The organism is Pseudomonas sp. AC070 (assembly GCF_979258635.1).
Genome location: NZ_OZ409871.1, coordinates 4,112,342 through 4,128,695 on the forward strand (window position 1 = coordinate 4,112,342; position 16,354 = coordinate 4,128,695).

9 protein-coding genes are annotated in these 16,354 nt (G+C 61.0%); 4 read left to right on the plus strand and 5 right to left on the minus strand.

The genetic code is table 11. From position 1 onward, the window contains the following. The first annotated feature begins 297 nt into the window (after window positions 1-297). From ACZZ0Q_RS18430 to ACZZ0Q_RS18445, 4 genes are all read left to right on the plus strand, one after another. Window positions 298-1,923, plus strand: a complete 1,626-nt coding sequence (locus ACZZ0Q_RS18430; protein WP_463541278.1) for a methyl-accepting chemotaxis protein — start codon at window positions 298-300, stop codon at window positions 1,921-1,923. Between the two features lie 229 nt (window positions 1,924-2,152). Further along, window positions 2,153-3,292 carry an efflux RND transporter periplasmic adaptor subunit gene (locus tag ACZZ0Q_RS18435; RefSeq protein WP_463541277.1) on the plus strand — a complete coding sequence of 380 codons (1,140 nt, stop codon included), beginning with the start codon at window positions 2,153-2,155 and terminating at the stop codon, window positions 3,290-3,292. 27 nt (window positions 3,293-3,319) lie between these two features. After that, window positions 3,320-6,391: a multidrug efflux RND transporter permease subunit gene (locus ACZZ0Q_RS18440; RefSeq protein WP_463541276.1), complete on the plus strand. Its 3,072-nt coding sequence runs from the start codon at window positions 3,320-3,322 to the stop codon at window positions 6,389-6,391. Between the two features lie 353 nt (window positions 6,392-6,744). Then, the gene (locus ACZZ0Q_RS18445; RefSeq protein WP_463541275.1) at window positions 6,745-7,572 is read left to right on the plus strand and encodes an SDR family oxidoreductase; all 828 of its coding nucleotides are present in this window, start codon (window positions 6,745-6,747) and stop codon (window positions 7,570-7,572) included. Between the two features lie 31 nt (window positions 7,573-7,603). On the opposite strand, the gene ACZZ0Q_RS18450 is transcribed toward ACZZ0Q_RS18445, so the two are convergent. From ACZZ0Q_RS18450 to ACZZ0Q_RS18470, 5 genes are all read right to left on the minus strand, one after another. Then, the gene (locus ACZZ0Q_RS18450) at window positions 7,604-9,202 is read right to left on the minus strand and encodes a CHASE domain-containing protein (protein WP_463541274.1); all 1,599 of its coding nucleotides are present in this window, start codon (window positions 9,200-9,202) and stop codon (window positions 7,604-7,606) included. Between the two features lie 2 nt (window positions 9,203-9,204). Next, window positions 9,205-9,900 carry a substrate-binding periplasmic protein gene (locus tag ACZZ0Q_RS18455; RefSeq protein ID WP_463541273.1) on the minus strand — a complete coding sequence of 232 codons (696 nt, stop codon included), beginning with the start codon at window positions 9,898-9,900 and terminating at the stop codon, window positions 9,205-9,207. Window positions 9,901-10,181: 281 nt separating this feature from the next. Next, window positions 10,182-11,915 (minus strand): phosphoethanolamine transferase CptA, encoded by a 1,734-nt coding sequence (gene cptA / locus ACZZ0Q_RS18460; protein ID WP_463560831.1) that lies wholly within the window; start codon window positions 11,913-11,915, stop codon window positions 10,182-10,184. Window positions 11,916-12,163: 248 nt separating this feature from the next. Then, entirely contained in the window at window positions 12,164-14,767 is a 2,604-nt protein-coding gene (locus ACZZ0Q_RS18465) for a LuxR C-terminal-related transcriptional regulator (protein ID WP_463560833.1), read from the minus strand. Window positions 14,768-14,978: 211 nt separating this feature from the next. Then, a complete protein-coding gene (locus ACZZ0Q_RS18470) occupies window positions 14,979-16,346 on the minus strand; it encodes a DUF1329 domain-containing protein (protein ID WP_463541270.1) in 1,368 nt (455 codons plus the stop codon). Window positions 16,347-16,354: the final 8 nt, after the last annotated feature.

Genomic DNA, 16,354 nt, shown 5'->3' on the forward strand with positions numbered 1-16,354 from the left:
ATCGAGGCTAAAGCCTCTCCCACAGATAAAAACCGCTTTCTGTAGGAGAGGCTTTAGCCTCGAGCTTTTAACTGGCAGCCCCGACCGCCCGTCATGGCCATCTGCCAGAATCTTCCTACAGACTTAAGTCCAAACGTCTACAGCCGACTATATTCAAACAACACCTGTGCGCTCTGGGCCACTTAGCTCGGCGGACAGTTTTGGCGTGTCTGTCGTCATGAGCTACAGGGAAGTAAGACGCCTCGCACCTTGAGCGAACCGGTGTATAGCCACCACTTTCCCGAGAGGCGTTTCCGTATGTTTTTACAAAACTCCCTGCGCGCGCAGATTCTTGCCCTATTGGGTGGGAGCCTGCTGCTCACCGTGATCATTGCCCTGGCCTGCTTCAGCTTTCTGTCCGGCGGCATTCAGAACTATCGCGGGCTGCTCGACGGTCCGCTGCAAGAGTCGCAATTGGTCGATCAGGCCAACCTCGAATTCAAATCCCAGGTTCAAGAGTGGAAGAACGTGCTGCTGCGCGGCAAAGACCCAGCCGCACAAGACAAGTACTGGGGCCAGTTCGAGGAGCAGGAACGCAAGGTTCAAAAAATTCTCGGCGACCTGATTGCTGAGGCAGGCGACGACGTTGCGCTAAAAAGCCAAGTCGAAAAACTGCGCAGCGAACACCAGGCTCTCGGTGCCTCGTACCGCAAAGGCAAAGCCGCGTTTGTTGCAGCCGACGCTGACCCGACCGCAGGCGACAAAGCCGTGCAGGGCATCGACCGCGCCACCAGCGATCAAATGGGCGCGCTGGTTACCCAACTGCACCAGCGCAGCGAAGAGCAGGCCGCCGCCATCAGCGCCAGCGCCGAACGCACCGTGTGGCTCGGCACTGCCGTGCTGCTGGGCGCCAGCGTGCTGATCGCCCTGCTCAGCCTGTGGCTGGTCAACCGCAACCTGATCACGCCGATCAAAAGCCTGATCGAACACATCGGCCGGCTCAGCCAAGGCAATTTTGGCCAGCGTGTGGACACCAGTCGCCGCGACGAGCTGGGCAATCTGGCCGTGGCCGCCAACACCCTGCGCGATTTTCTGGCCGACACCTTCACCCGCCTGCAACGCAGCACCAGCGAACTGGACAGCGCCAGCGGCGAGTTGAACGCCATCGCCACGCTCATGGCACAAGGCACCGCCGAACAGTTCTCGCGTACCGATCAGGTGGCCACCGCCATGCACGAGATGTCTGCCACCGCGCAGGAAGTGGCGCGTCACGCCGCCGAAGCCGCAGGCGCGGCCGACGATGCCGATCACTCGGCGCAGCAAGGCAGCACGGTGATGCAATCGACCATTCAGACCATCACCGCCATGAGCGGCGAAATCGCTAATACCGCCGAGGTCATTCGCCGTCTGGAAACCGACAGTGGCCGCATCGGCAAAGTGCTGGAGGTGATTCGGGGCATTGCCGACCAAACCAACCTACTGGCCTTGAACGCCGCTATCGAAGCGGCACGCGCCGGTGAGGCGGGCCGTGGTTTTGCTGTGGTAGCCGACGAGGTACGCACCCTGGCGCAACGCACCGCGCAGTCCACTGCGGAAATTCACCAGATCATCGACACCGTGCAAACCGGCGCGCTGAACGCGGTGAAGGCCATCGAAAACGGCCAGAGCCGCAGTGAAGCCGGCGTGCAGCAAGTGACCGAGGCCGGGCAAATGCTCGACCGCATCACCCAGGCCGTCGAAGCCATTCGCGACATGAACCGCCAGATCGCCACAGCGGCGGAAGAACAGACGTCGGTGGCCGAAGATATCTCGCGCAACCTCACCGAAATCACCGCGATTGCCACCACCAACCAAGAAAACGTCGTGCGCACGGAAGCGGCGAGCGTGAACCTGCGCGGGTTATCGGGGCAGTTGAGTGACGTGACGCAGCGGTTGAGTGCCTGACCAATCGAGGCTAACGCCGCTCGCTTTTGATGGTTGTGGGAGCGGCTTTAGCCGCGATGCTTTTGACCGTAAAGAGCATCGCGGCTAAAGCCGCTCCTACAAAATGTATGTTGCTCCATCCCCCGCAATCATTTGCAAATGCCGGGTTTTGACTTGCCAGCAGCAGTGGGTCTAAGGTACGCGCCTTGCCTATTCCACAGGCCCATTTTCCCTGCCAAGGAACCGGAATATGTTGCTCCGCCGCTTTCTCATCACCCTCGTGGTGATGGCACTGGTTATCGCCGCGCTCGGCTATGGCTGGTGGACTCACCTGCAAACCCAAATCGCCCAATTCACCGCACCCAAACCCGCCATCAGCATCTCCGCCGCTCGCAGCGGTGAGCTGCAATGGCAAAGCCGTCTGCCGGCCATCGGCACGCTCACGGCGCTGCAAGGCGTTGACCTGACGGTCGAGTCCAGCGGCACCGTGCGCGACGTGCTGTTCAAGTCCGGGCAGAAGGTCGAGCTGCACCAGCCCATTATTCAACTCGACAGTGAAGTGGAAACCGCCACGCTCGCTACGTCCGAAGCCGAGCGCGGCCTGGCCCAGGTTGAATTCGAGCGCGCGCGCAGCCTCGTCAGCCGGCAGGCGCTGTCAAAAAGCGAGTACGACCGCCTGGCGGCCGAACTGCAAAAGTCCAACACCCGCGTCGCGCAGCTCAAGGCCATTCTGGCGAAGAAACGCATCGTCGCGCCGTTCGCCGGCACCATCGGTATTCGTCAGGTAGACGTCGGCGACTTCGTCTCCAGCGGCACCATCATTGCCACCCTGCAAGACGTCAGCAGCCTGTATGTCGACTTCTTCCTGCCGGAGCAGTCCATCCCTCAGCTCAAGCTCGGCCAGCGCGTGCGTTTCGTGGTGGCGGCTTACCCGAAGGAAAGCTTCGAAGGCGAAATCAACGCCATCAACCCCAAGGTGGATAACCGCACCCGTAACGTGCAAATCCGCGCGGTGTTGAGCAACCCGGACAGCAAACTGTTGCCCGGCATGTTCGCCAACCTTGAAGTGCTTCTGCCCCAACAGGCCCTGCGCGTAGTGGTGCCGGAAACGGCCATCACTTACACGTTGTATGGCAACTCGGTGTACGTGGTGAATGTGAAGAAGGATGAGCAAGGCCAGGACGTGAAAGACGACAAAGGCCAGCCGTTCCTGCAAGTCGAGCGCCGTTTCGTGGAAACCGGCGAGCGCCGCGATGGCCAGGTGGTGATTCTCAAGGGCCTGCAAAAGGACGAGCAAGTGGTCACCGCCGGCCAGCTCAAGCTGGATAACGGCGCCCACGTGACCATCGTTGACGACCAGGCACTCCTGAACAGCTCAGCCAGCCGCTAAAGCGCCGCTGGTTAAAGGAAGCACTTCATGGCTTTTACCGATCCCTTTATCCGTCGCCCGGTGCTGGCCACCGTGGTGAGTCTGCTGATCATCCTGCTTGGCTTCCAGGCATTCAGCAAACTGACCATCCGCCAGTACCCGAAAATGGAAAACGCCCTGATCCAGGTGACCACCGCCTACCCCGGCGCCAACGCCGAGACGATTCAGGGCTATATCACCCAGCCGTTGCAACAAGCCTTGGCCAGTGCCGAGGGCATCGACTACATGACCTCGGTGAGCCGCCAGAACGTTTCGGTGATCTCGATTTACGCGCGCATCGGCTCCGACAGCGACCGCCTGTTTACCGAGCTGCTGGCCAAAGCCAACGAGGTGAAAAACCAGCTGCCGCAAAATGCCGAAGACCCGGTGTTGAGCAAGGAAGCGGCTGACGCCTCGGCGCTGATGTACGTGAGTTTCTACAGCGATGAGCTGAGCAACCCGCAGATCACCGACTATTTGTCGCGAGTGATTCAGCCCAAGCTCGCCACGTTGCCGGGCATGGCCGAAGCGGAAATTCTCGGCAACCAGGTGTTCGCCATGCGCATCTGGCTGGACCCCGTCCGGCTCGCCGCCTACGGCATCACCACCCAGGAAGTGAACGACGCGGTCCGCAAGAACAACTTCCTTTCCGCCGCCGGTGAAACCAAAGGCGAGTACGTGGTCACCAGCGTTAACGCCACCACCGACCTGAAATCCACCGAGGCCTTCGCCGCCATTCCGGTGAAAACCGTGGGCGACAGCCGCGTGCTGTTGAAAGACATCGCCCGGGTGGAAATGGGCGCGGAAAACTACGACTCCATCAGCTCGTTCGATGGCACGCCGTCGGTGTATATCGGCATCAAGGCCACCCCCAGCGCCAACCCGCTGGAGGTGATCAAGCACGTGCGCGCGGCCATGCCGGAGCTGGAAGCGCAGCTGCCGCCGAACCTGAAAGTGTCTATCGCCTACGACGCCACGCTGTTTATTCAGGCCTCCATCGACGAGGTGGTGAAAACCCTGTTCGAAGCGGTGCTGATCGTGATCGTGGTGGTGTTCCTATTCCTCGGTGCGTTCCGCTCGGTGCTCATTCCGGTGATCACCATCCCGCTGTCGATGATCGGCGTGATGTTCTTTATGCAGCTGATGGGCTACTCCATCAACTTGCTGACCTTGCTGGCGATGGTGCTCGCCATCGGCCTGGTGGTGGACGATGCCATCGTGGTGGTGGAGAACATTCACCGGCATATCGAAGAAGGCAAAACGCCGTACAACGCGGCCATCGATGGCGCCCGTGAAATTGCCGTGCCGGTGATTTCCATGACCATCACCCTGGCTGCCGTGTACGCCCCCATCGGCTTCCTCGATGGCCTGACGGGCGCCCTGTTCAAAGAGTTCGCCCTGACCCTGGCCGGCGCGGTGATTATCTCCGGCATCGTGGCCCTCACCTTGTCGCCGATGATGTGCTCCAAGCTGCTGCGCCACGAAGAAAACCCAAGCGGCCTGGCGCACAAACTCGACAGCATTTTCGACGGCTTGAAAGTGCGCTATCAGCGCGTGCTGCACGGCACGTTGAACACCCGCCCGGTGGTGATTTTTGTTGCCATCGTGGTGCTGTGCCTGATTCCGATCATGCTGAAAATGATCAAGAGCGAACTGGCGCCGGACGAAGACCAAGGCATCGTGTTCATGATGGCCACGGCGCCGCAGCCGACCAACCTCAACTACCTCAACGCCTACACCCAGCAGTTCCCGAAAATCTTCAAGGAGTTCCCCGAGTACTACTCCTCGTTCCAGATCAACGGGATTAATGGCGTGCAAAGCGGCATCGGCGGCTTCCTGCTCAAGCCGTGGAGCGAGCGCTCGCGCACGCAGATGGAGTTGCTGCAAGACGTGCAAGGCAAGCTTGGCGAAATTCCCGGCCTGCAGATTTTCGGTTTCAACCTGCCCTCGTTGCCGGGCACCGGTGAAGGCTTGCCGTTCCAGTTTGTGGTGAACACGCCCAACGACTACGAGTCGCTGTTGCAGGTGACGGAGAAGATCAAAGCGCGCGTGCAGGCATCCGGCAAGTTTGCTTTCCTCGACGTCGACCTGGCCTTCGACAAACCGGAAATCGTGGTGGATATCGACCGCGCCAAGGCGGCGCTGATGGGTGTCGACATGGAAGACCTGGGCGGCACGTTGTCCACCTTGCTCGGCGAAGGCGAAATCAACCGCTTCACCATCGACGGTCGCAGCTACAAGGTGATCGCCCAAGTGGAACGGGCCTACCGCGACAATCCGGGCTGGCTGAACAGCTACTACGTGAAGAATGGCAGCGGCCAGATGGTGCCATTGTCGACCCTGATCACCGTGCACGACCGCGCCCGCCCTACCCAGCTGAACCAGTTCCAGCAGTTGAACTCCGCGATTATTCAGGGCTTTCCAATCGTCAGCATGGGCGAGGCCATCGACACCGTGCGCCAGATTGCCCAAGAAGAAGCGCCACGCGGGTTCGCCTTCGACTTCGCCGGCGCCTCACGGCAATACGTGCAAGAAGGCAGCGCCTTGTACGTAACCTTCGCCCTGGCGTTGGCGCTGATTTTCCTGGTGCTCGCCGCGCAGTTCGAAAGCTTCCGCGACCCGCTGGTGATTATGGTGACGGTGCCGCTGTCGATTTGCGGGGCGTTGATTCCGCTGTTCCTCGGTTACTCAAGCATGAACATCTACACCCAAGTGGGCTTGGTGACGTTGATTGGCCTGATCACCAAACACGGCATCCTGATCGTTGAATTCGCCAATCAACTGCGTCGCGAACAGGGCTTGTCCCGCCGCGCCGCCATTGAGGAAGCGGCGGCGATTCGCTTGCGTCCGGTACTGATGACTACGGCGGCTATGGTGTTCGGCATGGTGCCGCTGATTCTCGCCACCGGCGCCGGCGCGGTCAGCCGCTTCGACATCGGTTTGGTGATCGCCACAGGCATGTCGGTGGGCACGCTGTTTACGCTGTTCGTGTTGCCGTGCGTGTACAGCTTGCTGGCCAAGCCGGATGCCGAGCCGGTGGAAATTGAAGATAGCCGGCCAACCCACCCGGTTATTTCTTAACGTTTTTAAGCCCCGCACCCGCGGGGCTTTTTTTTGGCCGTGTTTACTGCCGCACGCGCGGCGATTTGAACCACCGTCATTCCCCCGAAGGCGGCGGTCCGACGACTCGGAATTCAGAGTTTTTCAAGTTACGGTGTTCGACATGCGAGCCTGGATCCCCGCGTTCGCGAGGATGACGGAGGATTTGGTTTAGCCCACCGTCATTCCCGCGAAGGCGACGGTCCGACGACTCGGAATCCAGAGTTTTTCAAGTTACGGTGCTCGTCATTCTTCCCTGCGTTCTGCGGTTGGGCCACTATCGCCTTCGCGAGCGAGCTCGCTCCTACAGACCAAGAACAACAAAGGAAGCCCCCATGTCCAAAACCGTTTTGATCACCGGCTGCTCCAGCGGCATTGGCCGCGCCCTGGCAGATGCTTTCAAGGCAGCCGGCTTTCGCGTGTGGGCCACGGCGCGCAAGGCAAGCGATCTGGCGGCGTTGAACGCCGCCGGCTTCGATGCGGTGGAATTGGACGTCAACGACAGCGGCGCCGTTGCGCAATTGGCGGCGCGGCTTAGCGATGAGATCGGTGGGCTGGATGTGCTGATCAATAACGCCGGTTATGGCGCCATGGGGCCTCTGCTCGATGGCGGGCGCGATGCCCTGCAACGTCAATTCGATACCAACGTGTTTGCCCTCATCGACGTGACCCGCGCGCTGTTTCCGCTGCTGCGCCGCAGCCGTGGCGTGGTGGTGAACATCAGCAGCGTGTCAGGCGTTCTGGTCACCCCGTTCGCGGCAGCGTACTGCGCCTCGAAGGCGGCGGTGCATGCGTTGAGCAAAGGCTTGCGCATGGAGCTGGCGCCCTTTGGTGTACGGGTGCTGGAGGTGCAGCCGGGCGCCATTGCGTCGAGCTTTGGCGCCAATGCCAGTCGCGAAGCAGAACAGCTGATTGCCGAGGGATCGCCGTGGTGGCCGATTCGCGAGGGCATTCGCGCCCGGGCGCGCGCGTCACAAGACAACCCGACGCCGGCCAGCCACTTTGCCCGCGACGTATTGAGCGCCGTACAGCGCGCGGAACCGCCGCGTTTGTTGCGTTTGGGCAATGGCAGCCGGGCGCTGCCGTTGTTGGCGCTGCTGTTGCCGCAGGGCGTGTTGGAGTGGGTGTTAAAGCGCAAGTTTGGGTTGGCGGGGAAGTTGTAGTTCTGTTGGGCTTCGCTTGCTCAACACCAATTTACGGAGCGACTGGGGCCGTTGCGCCTTGGTACAACTTCACCTGATTGCGCCCGCTGTCCTTGGCCGTGTACATCGCCGCGTCGGCATTTTTGGTGAGCTGCACCTCGTCTTCGCCATGCTCGGGAAACAAAGCAATGCCAGTGCTTGATGACAGGCTCAACGGCTGCCCGCAGCCCAGGTCGAACGGCTGATTCAGCGCTTCGCGAATTTTCTCGGCGACCACTAACGCATCGTTGTCGCCGTCGATCACCGGCAGCAGCACGACGAATTCGTCGCCGCCCATGCGCCCGACAATGTCCGACTCGCGCACGCACTGTTGCAGACGCAGCGCCACCACTTGCAACAGGGCATCGCCAACGTGGTGGCCCAGGGTGTCGTTGATGGGTTTGAAGCGGTCCAGGTCAATAAACATCAGCGCCAGCCGCGTGCGGTTGCGCCGAGCCTGGGCCAAGGCGTGGGTCAGGTGGTCGCTAAACAGCGCGCGGTTGGGCAGGCCGGTTAACGCATCGTGCTCGGCCTGGTGGCGCAGGCGGGTTTCGCTGGCGCGCAGCTCGCGGGTCATTTCCCGCGCCAGGGTCTGCGCGCGGGAATGGCCGGTGGTCAACATCCACGTCAGCACGGTTAGCAGCAGGCTCAGGGCCAGGCCGGCGCCGGCGATCAGCCCGGAGTTGTCTTTGCTGATGGGCCGGTCGCGTTGCTGCTCGCTGAGCATTTCAAGGGTCCAGGTTCGCCCGGCCACTTCCAGATATTCCACCGCATCGCTGGGGCTGCTGGAGCGGCGGGCACTGCCTTCGCTGGAGTCGAACAACAGCGAAGACGGGGTGCGCTTCACGCCCTCGTGAATTTTGATTGCCATGGCGCTGGACTGCGGCCCGTACAAGCTGGCCATCAGCTTGTTGATGCGCAGCGGTGCCACCACCCAGCCGATCAGCGCAGCGCGGCGTTGTGCCTGATTAATGTGGGGTTTGCCTTTGGCGTAGACCGGCAGGAACATCAGAAAGCCGGCCTTGCTCTGTGCATCCGCTCCACCGGGAATCACCAGCTCGACCTTGCCGGTGATTTTTGCGTCGCCTGAATCGCGCGCCTGCTCCATGGCCATACGGCGTTCGGGGTCGGCAAACGGGTCGAGACCCAGCACCAGATGGCTGTTGCCGGTCAGCATTTCCATCTGCACCACCGGCGCGTAGAACTCACGTTCTCCTTCTGGGCGCACCTGAAAGTCCGGCACGCCGCTGGCCCGCTGTTCGGCAATCAGCGCCGGCAAGGCCTCGCGGCTGCTCCATTGCACGAACCCGATGCCCTCCAGGCCGGCGTAGTCAGCGCCCAGCTGCAGCGAGTCGAGGTAGGTTTTGAATTCTTCGCGGCGCACCAGATCCGAGGCGGCGAACAGGCCTTGCACGCCGCGTAACACTTGTTCGTAGGCGGCGATGCGTTGGTCGATGCTGCTGGTGGCTTCGCGCAGGTTGTAATCGGCGGTTTCCAGGCGGTCGAGCTGAGCGTTGCGTAGCTCGTGGTGCCAGAGCCAATAGGTGACGCCCAACGACACCAGCAGAATCAGCGGCGCCAACAATTTATAACGAAGCCCAAGCCGCGACATGCTCAAAAATCAACCAGCGTGTGGGCCAGTTCAGCGGGCAAGTATTTGGCAAAGATGCGCTCCACCGTGCCGTCGGCGCGCATGCCATCGACCAGTGCGCGCCACTGAGCCTGTTCCTCTGGCGACAGCGACTTCTTCGCCATGATTAAGCCGTGGGGCGTGGGTGCGTCGCCGGTTTCCACCACGCGGGTTTGCTGACGGATGTCGTCGTTTTGCACCTGCGGATAGTCGAACGGCTCGATGATCATGCCTTGGATCTGATTAGCCATCAGCACCTCATACAGCGGCTCCAGGCGACTGGCGTGGCGGACGCGGCGCTGTGTGGTGAGCTGGTCAACCAGATGATTGGCCTTGGGGCTGTAGCGAAAACTGCGAATGATGCCGAGCTGCAGAGCGGGGTTGGCAGCGAAATCCGCCAGGGTTTGCACGCCGGCGTCCTGGCGAACCAGCAGGTAAAACTGGTCGGAGAAATACCAAGCGAAACTGGCGAAACGGTTTCGCTCCTCGTTGGCGATGCCCGACAGGCTGAAATCCAGCGCGCCTTGCTCGATCAACTGCCAGATGCGCGCGCGCGGCAGCAGCGACACGGTGACGTTGCAGCCGCTGCGTTTTATCAACTCGTCGGCGAAGTCTTTATCGATGCCCGCATCGGTGTCGGCTGAATACAGCAAGCCATGGTCATGCAGCGCCAGCGTCATGGTACGGGTGCAAGCGATCCCTGGCGCAGCCTGCGCCAGCGTCGAAGCCCCGAAAATGAGTGCACTCAGCACACTAATAAGAAACGGCCGCATCACACCCATAACCCCAGAAAACGGACGACACCATGCGTAAGTTTTTTCCTACTTATACGCCTGCCCGACCAAAAGAATAGGTCAGCCCGGCGTAACGCGTATGGCACGCCGCTGATCGCTGTCCGAAAACGTCGCGAATAGACACGACAACGCCCCGAAATCGGGGCGCTGAATGGCGCGTGGCGCCGTTATTGCTGTGCGGTCTCAAGCTCTTTTGGCGGCTGTTTGGGCTTGATCAGGCTGAAGTCGATCAGCGATTTCTTGCTGCCATACGGGTCGCCAATCATGCGCGGGCGTTCTTTGAACTGCGCGCTGACCAGGCTTTTGCTGGCGTCGAACTCATCAAAACTGAGGCCGGCCAGGTCCGCCCAGGTGTGAATCAGCTGCGAGCTGCTGTAAGGCCGCTTGGTGTCGGCGATAAAGCTCCACTCATGCCCTTCGCGCCATTTTGGCGAGGCCCAGACCATAAAGGGAATGGTGTACATCGGCGCGGTCGGCTTCGCCTCGTTACGCCCCAGCACGTTGCCGGTGGGCGAGTCGAACACGTCTTCACCGTGGTCGGAGAGGTACAGCAGGAAGCCGTTGTCGTTTTTCTTGGCGTACTCACCGATCAGGCTCGACACCACGAAATCGTTGTACAGCACGGCATTGTCGTAACTGTTGTAGGTCGGCAGTTGGTCGTCACGCAGGCTGGCTGGCGCGCCCGAGCGGTCGGTGAATTTCTCGAACTCCGGCGGATAGCGGTACTGGTAACTCATGTGCGTGCCCAACAAGTGCACGACGATGAATTTCTTCGGCGCGTCTTCCTGCAACACCTTGGCAAACGGTGCCAACACGTCGCCGTCGTACTGGCGCGCGTTCTGGTTGCGGTTGTTGTTCAGGTACACCTGCTCGTCGGCCTGCTCGGAAAACGTGGTGAGCATGGTGTTGCGCTTGGTCATGGTCTGCTGGTTGGTAATCCAATAGGTCTTGAACCCGGCCTGCTTCATGACGCTGACAATGGAAGGCGTTTTCAGGTACAGGTCCGGGCTTTCTTCATCAGCAAAGGTCAGCACCTGTTGCAAGGCTTCGATGGTGTAGGGACGCGGGGTGACCACGTCGTCGAACACCAGCATGTCGTTGCGCAATTTATCGAGATTGGGCGTGGTGTTGCGCGGGTATCCGTACAGGCTCATGCGCTGGCGGTTGGTCGATTCGCCGATCACCAACACCAAGGTCGCCGGCTCATTGCCTAGGCTGCTCTTGAGGTGTTTGAGCGGCGGAATTTTTGCCACGTCATTGAGCATGCCCTGCATGTTGCCCAACTGCTCACGGTATTGCCGATAGCCCAACACCAGTTGCCACGGCACTGCCGGTTCCAGCTTGGCTTCGACTTTGAGCAAGGCATCGCCCAGGGTTTTCTCGCGCAGGCTTTGGCTGATCAGCGGATAACCAAGCGAGCACAACAACATAAACGCCGCCGCCGCAAAAGCCGGCTGACCGGTCATCTCAATCGGTCGCACCCGGCGCCACAACAGGTAAGCCACAGCCGTGTGCAAAGCGAAGGCTGGCACCATCCACCAGGCGAAGTATTGCGTCAGGTATTCACTGCTCTCGGCCAGGTTCGACTCGAACATGATGAAAATCACGCTCTGCGAAAACTCCTGCCCGTAAATGAAAAAGTACCCCAGGCTGGCCAGCGACCCGGCCCACAGCACCACGCCGATCACACCGGCGATAACCCGCGTTTTCGCCGGGAACAGCAACACCGGCACCAACCACAGCGCGCTCATCAAAAACGCCTGACGGAACCCGGTGAAGCCGGACGTGCCGGTAATTTGAATGAGTAACTGCGGAACGCAGGAGAAATACCAAAAAAATAGAAACAACCAGCCTATACCGGCCCAGTCGATGCCCCACCCTTTGCCGCTTCGAACTTGCATATACCGCTGCTCCGCCAAAAACCCGGAAATCCGCTGGAAAGAAACAATGCGTAGCGGAACGTTGGACGAGCACCCTACGGCAGGGGGTGTGAAAAATATGTAAGCGTGGAGAAGCCCGCGTGGCGAGGTTTGCAGGAATCGCGGCTAAAGCCGCTCCTACAGGTTTTCACGTTCTGTGGGAGCGGCTGGGCGGCATTCCGATTAGCCGCGATGGTTTTGATCTGGTCGGGAATCAGGAGCGGAGTTGTTTACACCAGCCAGCCCAGCGCCTTAGCCCGGGCCACCGCTTGCGTGCGCCGCTCGACGCCCAGTTTGACGTTGATGCGCCGCGCGTGGGTTTTCACGGTGTGCAGCGAAATATGCAGCCGATCGGCGATCTGCAGGTTGGAATAGCCTTGGGCAATCTGCTCCAACACCATTTTTTCGCGCGCGCTCAGCGGCGATGTTTCCGCCGCCGCCTCGGCGCCCGCCCCCGCCTGACTCAGCAACAGCCGCAGTTCCAATGGCTCCGCCAACTGCGGCAGCACGTTTTCCAGCCACGGACCAAATTGCGCGTGCAGCGCCTGCAGGTCCGGAGTCACGCCCTGCTGCTGCGCCGTTTCCAGGGCCAGCCGCAACATGGCCTCGGCGGGTTTTTCCAGGCCATTCGCCATCAGCGCCTGCACCAGGCTGAATCGGCAGCGGTTGAGCAAGCTGCGGTAACCGCCGCGCTCGCAGTCATCGCTAAGGGTTTGCAGCGCGTCCAATGCTGAACGCACCTCGCCCAATTGCAGATCGGCCAAGGCCAATTGATAGCGCAAACGTGGAAGCAGGTCGTAGAAGCCAGAAGGTGCCAGCAGGTCGCGTTCGAGGTAGCCGTCGAGCGTGGTTTGCAGCACGGCGCGCGCCCGCTGTGCTTCGCCTTGGCGCAACCACAGCGCGCCTTGCGCCAGTTGCAGCACGCCGCGATAGCGCACTTCCGGCACGTGCTGCCATTGCATCAGCCGCTCGGCCTTGCGCAGCAGTTGGAAGGCCAGCGTGAAGTCGTTAGCTTGGGCGGCCAGTTCGGCCAGGCCCTGGTAGCCAAAAATAACGTAGGCGTCTTCGCAGGCTTCAGCGGCTTGCAGGCCCGCGTTATAGGCGGCATGAGCGGCCTCGATTTGGCCCTGGCTGGCGAACAGGCTGCCGCGTAACAGCAGCAACCGCCCCATCACCGGACCCTGACGCCCCGCCGCTTGCAGATGTTGCAGGCACAGGTCGGCCAGTTCCAGCGCCGCCTGGGTGTCACCCATGACGGTGAGTTGGTGCACGCGGTCGACGCTCAGCAGCGCTTCGAACAACACGCTGCCGTTCAGGCGCGCCAGCTTCAATCCTTCCTGAATGTAGTCGTAGGCCTCGTCGAGCAGGTGCTCGGCGAATGCCTGCTGGGCGAGTGCCTGATAGCACAGCGCGCGCTGCGACCAGGCTTCGTCCGCCAACACCTCCAGCGCCTGCAACGAATGCTCGCGGGCGCTGCGTTGGCCGCGCTGGCGTTGCAGCACGCCTTGAATGGCTTGGTAATGCGCAAACAGTTGTTGCTGCTGCCGCGCCGTGGGCTGGGGGAAGAAGCGGCCGAGGTCTTTGAGGCAATCGTCCACTTCATCCAGGCGCGCGCAAATCAGCAGCGCCCAGGCTTGCAGGGTGATCAGGCGCGGCGTGCTGGAGTACAAACTGGCGGGCAGTTCGTGTCGCCATTGCAGAAATTGCGCAACGCTCTGGCCCACCAGCAACTGTTCTTGGCCGAAGCGCTGCAAGTAATTGGCCGCCACGTCGGGCTGATTGGCAAACAGCGCATGTTCCACGGCCGCGCGCACGTCGCCGTGGCTAGCAAACCATTGGCAGGCGCGCACGTGCGCCTGCGTCGGTGCGGGCGCTGAGCTTTGGCGTTTGAGCACGGCCGCCAGTGGCCGCGACAGGCGGAACCATTCGCCGCAGCTGTCCATGCCGAGAAAAAACATCTGCCGTGCATGCAGTTCTTCAAACAGCTGCGCGCCGCTTTCATCCAACACGTGCTCGCACAGCGCGGCGGAAAAACGCGGCATGTGGGCAAGCACCGACAGCGCCCGCAGCAAGGTTGGCGACAAGCCGGAGAGCACTTCTCGCACGATGTATTCGTGCAGCAACGGCGTGCCGGAGGCCAGGCGTTCGGGCAGGTTCTCGGCGGTGCCTTTGATCAGCAACAGGCAGGCGCCGGCCACCCAGCCTTCGCTGTTGTGCAGCAATTGCGCGCGCAGTTCGGCGGGCAGGTCGAGATGGTGTTGTTGCAGCAAGCCGTCGAGCTCGTGTTCTTCCAGGGCCAGCGCCGAGGCGTCCAGCTCCAGCAGATCACCTTGCAACATCAGGCGCGGCAGGTTCCAGGCCGGGCGCCGACGCCCGCCGATCCACCAACGCAGGGTGTGCGGTGCCTGTTCAAGCAGACGGTCGAGGCAGTCGTCGAGCTCGGCGCAGGCGTCGCGCGGGTAGTCGTCGAGCACAATCCAAAGGGGTTGCTCGATGCGGCTGAGTAGGCTGCACAGCTCATCGTAGGTGTCGCCCTCCTCCACCGCGCGGCCGAGCGCTTTGGCCAGGCGAGCAAGCAGTTCGATGGGCGTGAGGGCGCGGCCGAGCAGGTCGAGCCACACCACTTGGGTGCCGACCGGCGCTTGGCGCACGCATTCGTTGAGCAACACGCTTTTACCAAAACCGGCCGGTGCACAAATCAGCGCCAGGCGGCTGTCGCCAGCCAGCAGCGCTTGCACCAGACGCGGACGGGGAAAATGGGCCGCCGGCAAACGCGGCAGCGGACTGTCTGATAAACGCAGGGGGCGCGGTCCAATCGGGTGGACGTTATGCATGGTCGATGCCTCTGCTTTTTTTGTTTTTATTCAAGGTGAAACAAGGCCCGATCTTAACCACGCTTAGCTCGTAACGGGCGGCCAAATAAGAAAAAGGCGACCCGCGGGCCGCCTTATTCATACACCTGAGCAGTGCTCATTAAGCTGTGTGATGGACGCTCGTTGGGCTTCGCGGCGCTAGGCCTAACCTACGTCCAAATTGTTTCGAAGCTTAACGAACGCCAGCGTTACGCAGGGCTGCCGGGGTGTAGTCGGTGGCCGAGGTTTTGATGCCGTATTCAACCGAGTGTTTCTCTTCGTTCATCATGCCAATGGCCAGGTAACGGCCAGCGATGATGTCGTAGAGCGCTTCGAAGGCATAACCCGGGGCCTGCGCCACGAACTGCTGGTACAGGAACGCTTCGCCTACACGCCACAGTTGACCACGGCCGTCATACATTTCCGAAGCGGCGATCTGCCAGGAGTCTTCGTCGACGTAGAACTTACGTTTGCCATAGATATTGCGCTCGCCGCTTTTCAGGGTCGCTTCCACTTCCCATACGCGGTGCAACTCGTAGCGGGCCAGGTCGGAATTGGTGTGGCCAGCTTTGAGGATGTCGGCGTATTTCACGTCCGGCGATTGCAGCTTGAAGTTGTTGTACGGGATGTACATTTCTTTCTTGCCGATCAACTTCCAGTCGTAACGGTCAGGTGCACCGTTGAACATGTCGAAGTTGTCCGAGGTACGCAGACCGTCCGAGGCGGTGCCTGGGCCGTCATACGAAACCTGCGGCGCACGACGCACGCGACGCTGACCGGCGTTGTAGATCCACGCCATGCGCGGCTCGGCTACTTGGTCGAGCGAATCGTGTACCAGCAGCACGTTACCGGCTAGACGCGCGGGTTCGGTTACTTGCTGCTTGAAGAACAACAGGGCGTTTTCGGCTTTGGCCGGGTCCAGACCTGGCATACCCGCCGGGAACGACACCTCGTCGGTGAAGTGCACCAGGGTGTAGCTGCCGTTCGTTTGCGGCGTGGCCTGCACGATGTTGCGGCGCAGGTTGCCACCGCGATAACGGGTGATGTGGTTCCAGACCACTTCCAGGCCGTTCTGCGGAATCGGGAAGGCGTAGTAGCGGCTGTCGGTGAAGTTTTTCAGGCCGTTACCGCCTTCGAGCAGCACGGTTTTTTCGGCGCTGATCTTGGCTGCTTTGTTGATTTCTTCCGGCACGGCGGTGGTGCGGTGAGTCGGGTAAACCGGCATTTTGTAAGTGTCGGGATAGCGCTTGAACATCGCCAGTTGGCCAGCCGAGAGCTTGGCTTTGTACTGGTCGGCGTTGGCGGCGGTAATCACGAACAAGGGCTTTTCGCCGGCAAACGGATCGCTGACGAAACCACCGCTGTTTACCGACGCGGCGTTCTTCGCCAGACCGCCGTTCCACTCCGGAATACTGCCATCGGCATTACCCGCTTTCTCACCGCCCAGTGGCGTGAGCGTGGTGCCGAGCTTGGCCACTTCGGCGGCCGGCACGGCAGCCAATACGCTGCTGGCAAGCAGCGAAAGAGCCAGGGCACCCAACAGATTTTTCGTTGTTTTCATTGTTCTTG

What these genes read in the sequence shown, in the direction of transcription:
- ACZZ0Q_RS18430 (WP_463541278.1), top strand. Translation starts at nt 298, where the DNA reads ATGTTTTTACAAAACTCCCTGCGCGCGCAGATTCTTGCCCTATTGGGT.
- ACZZ0Q_RS18435 (WP_463541277.1), top strand. Translation starts at nt 2,153, where the DNA reads ATGTTGCTCCGCCGCTTTCTCATCACCCTCGTGGTGATGGCACTGGTT.
- ACZZ0Q_RS18440 (WP_463541276.1), top strand. Translation starts at nt 3,320, where the DNA reads ATGGCTTTTACCGATCCCTTTATCCGTCGCCCGGTGCTGGCCACCGTG.
- ACZZ0Q_RS18445 (WP_463541275.1), top strand. Translation starts at nt 6,745, where the DNA reads ATGTCCAAAACCGTTTTGATCACCGGCTGCTCCAGCGGCATTGGCCGC.
- ACZZ0Q_RS18450 (WP_463541274.1), bottom strand. Translation starts at nt 9,202, where the DNA reads ATGTCGCGGCTTGGGCTTCGTTATAAATTGTTGGCGCCGCTGATTCTG.
- ACZZ0Q_RS18455 (WP_463541273.1), bottom strand. Translation starts at nt 9,900, where the DNA reads ATGACGCTGGCGCTGCATGACCATGGCTTGCTGTATTCAGCCGACACC.
- cptA (WP_463560831.1), bottom strand. Translation starts at nt 11,915, where the DNA reads ATGCAAGTTCGAAGCGGCAAAGGGTGGGGCATCGACTGGGCCGGTATA.
- ACZZ0Q_RS18465 (WP_463560833.1), bottom strand. Translation starts at nt 14,767, where the DNA reads ATGCATAACGTCCACCCGATTGGACCGCGCCCCCTGCGTTTATCAGAC.
- ACZZ0Q_RS18470 (WP_463541270.1), bottom strand. Translation starts at nt 16,346, where the DNA reads ATGAAAACAACGAAAAATCTGTTGGGTGCCCTGGCTCTTTCGCTGCTT.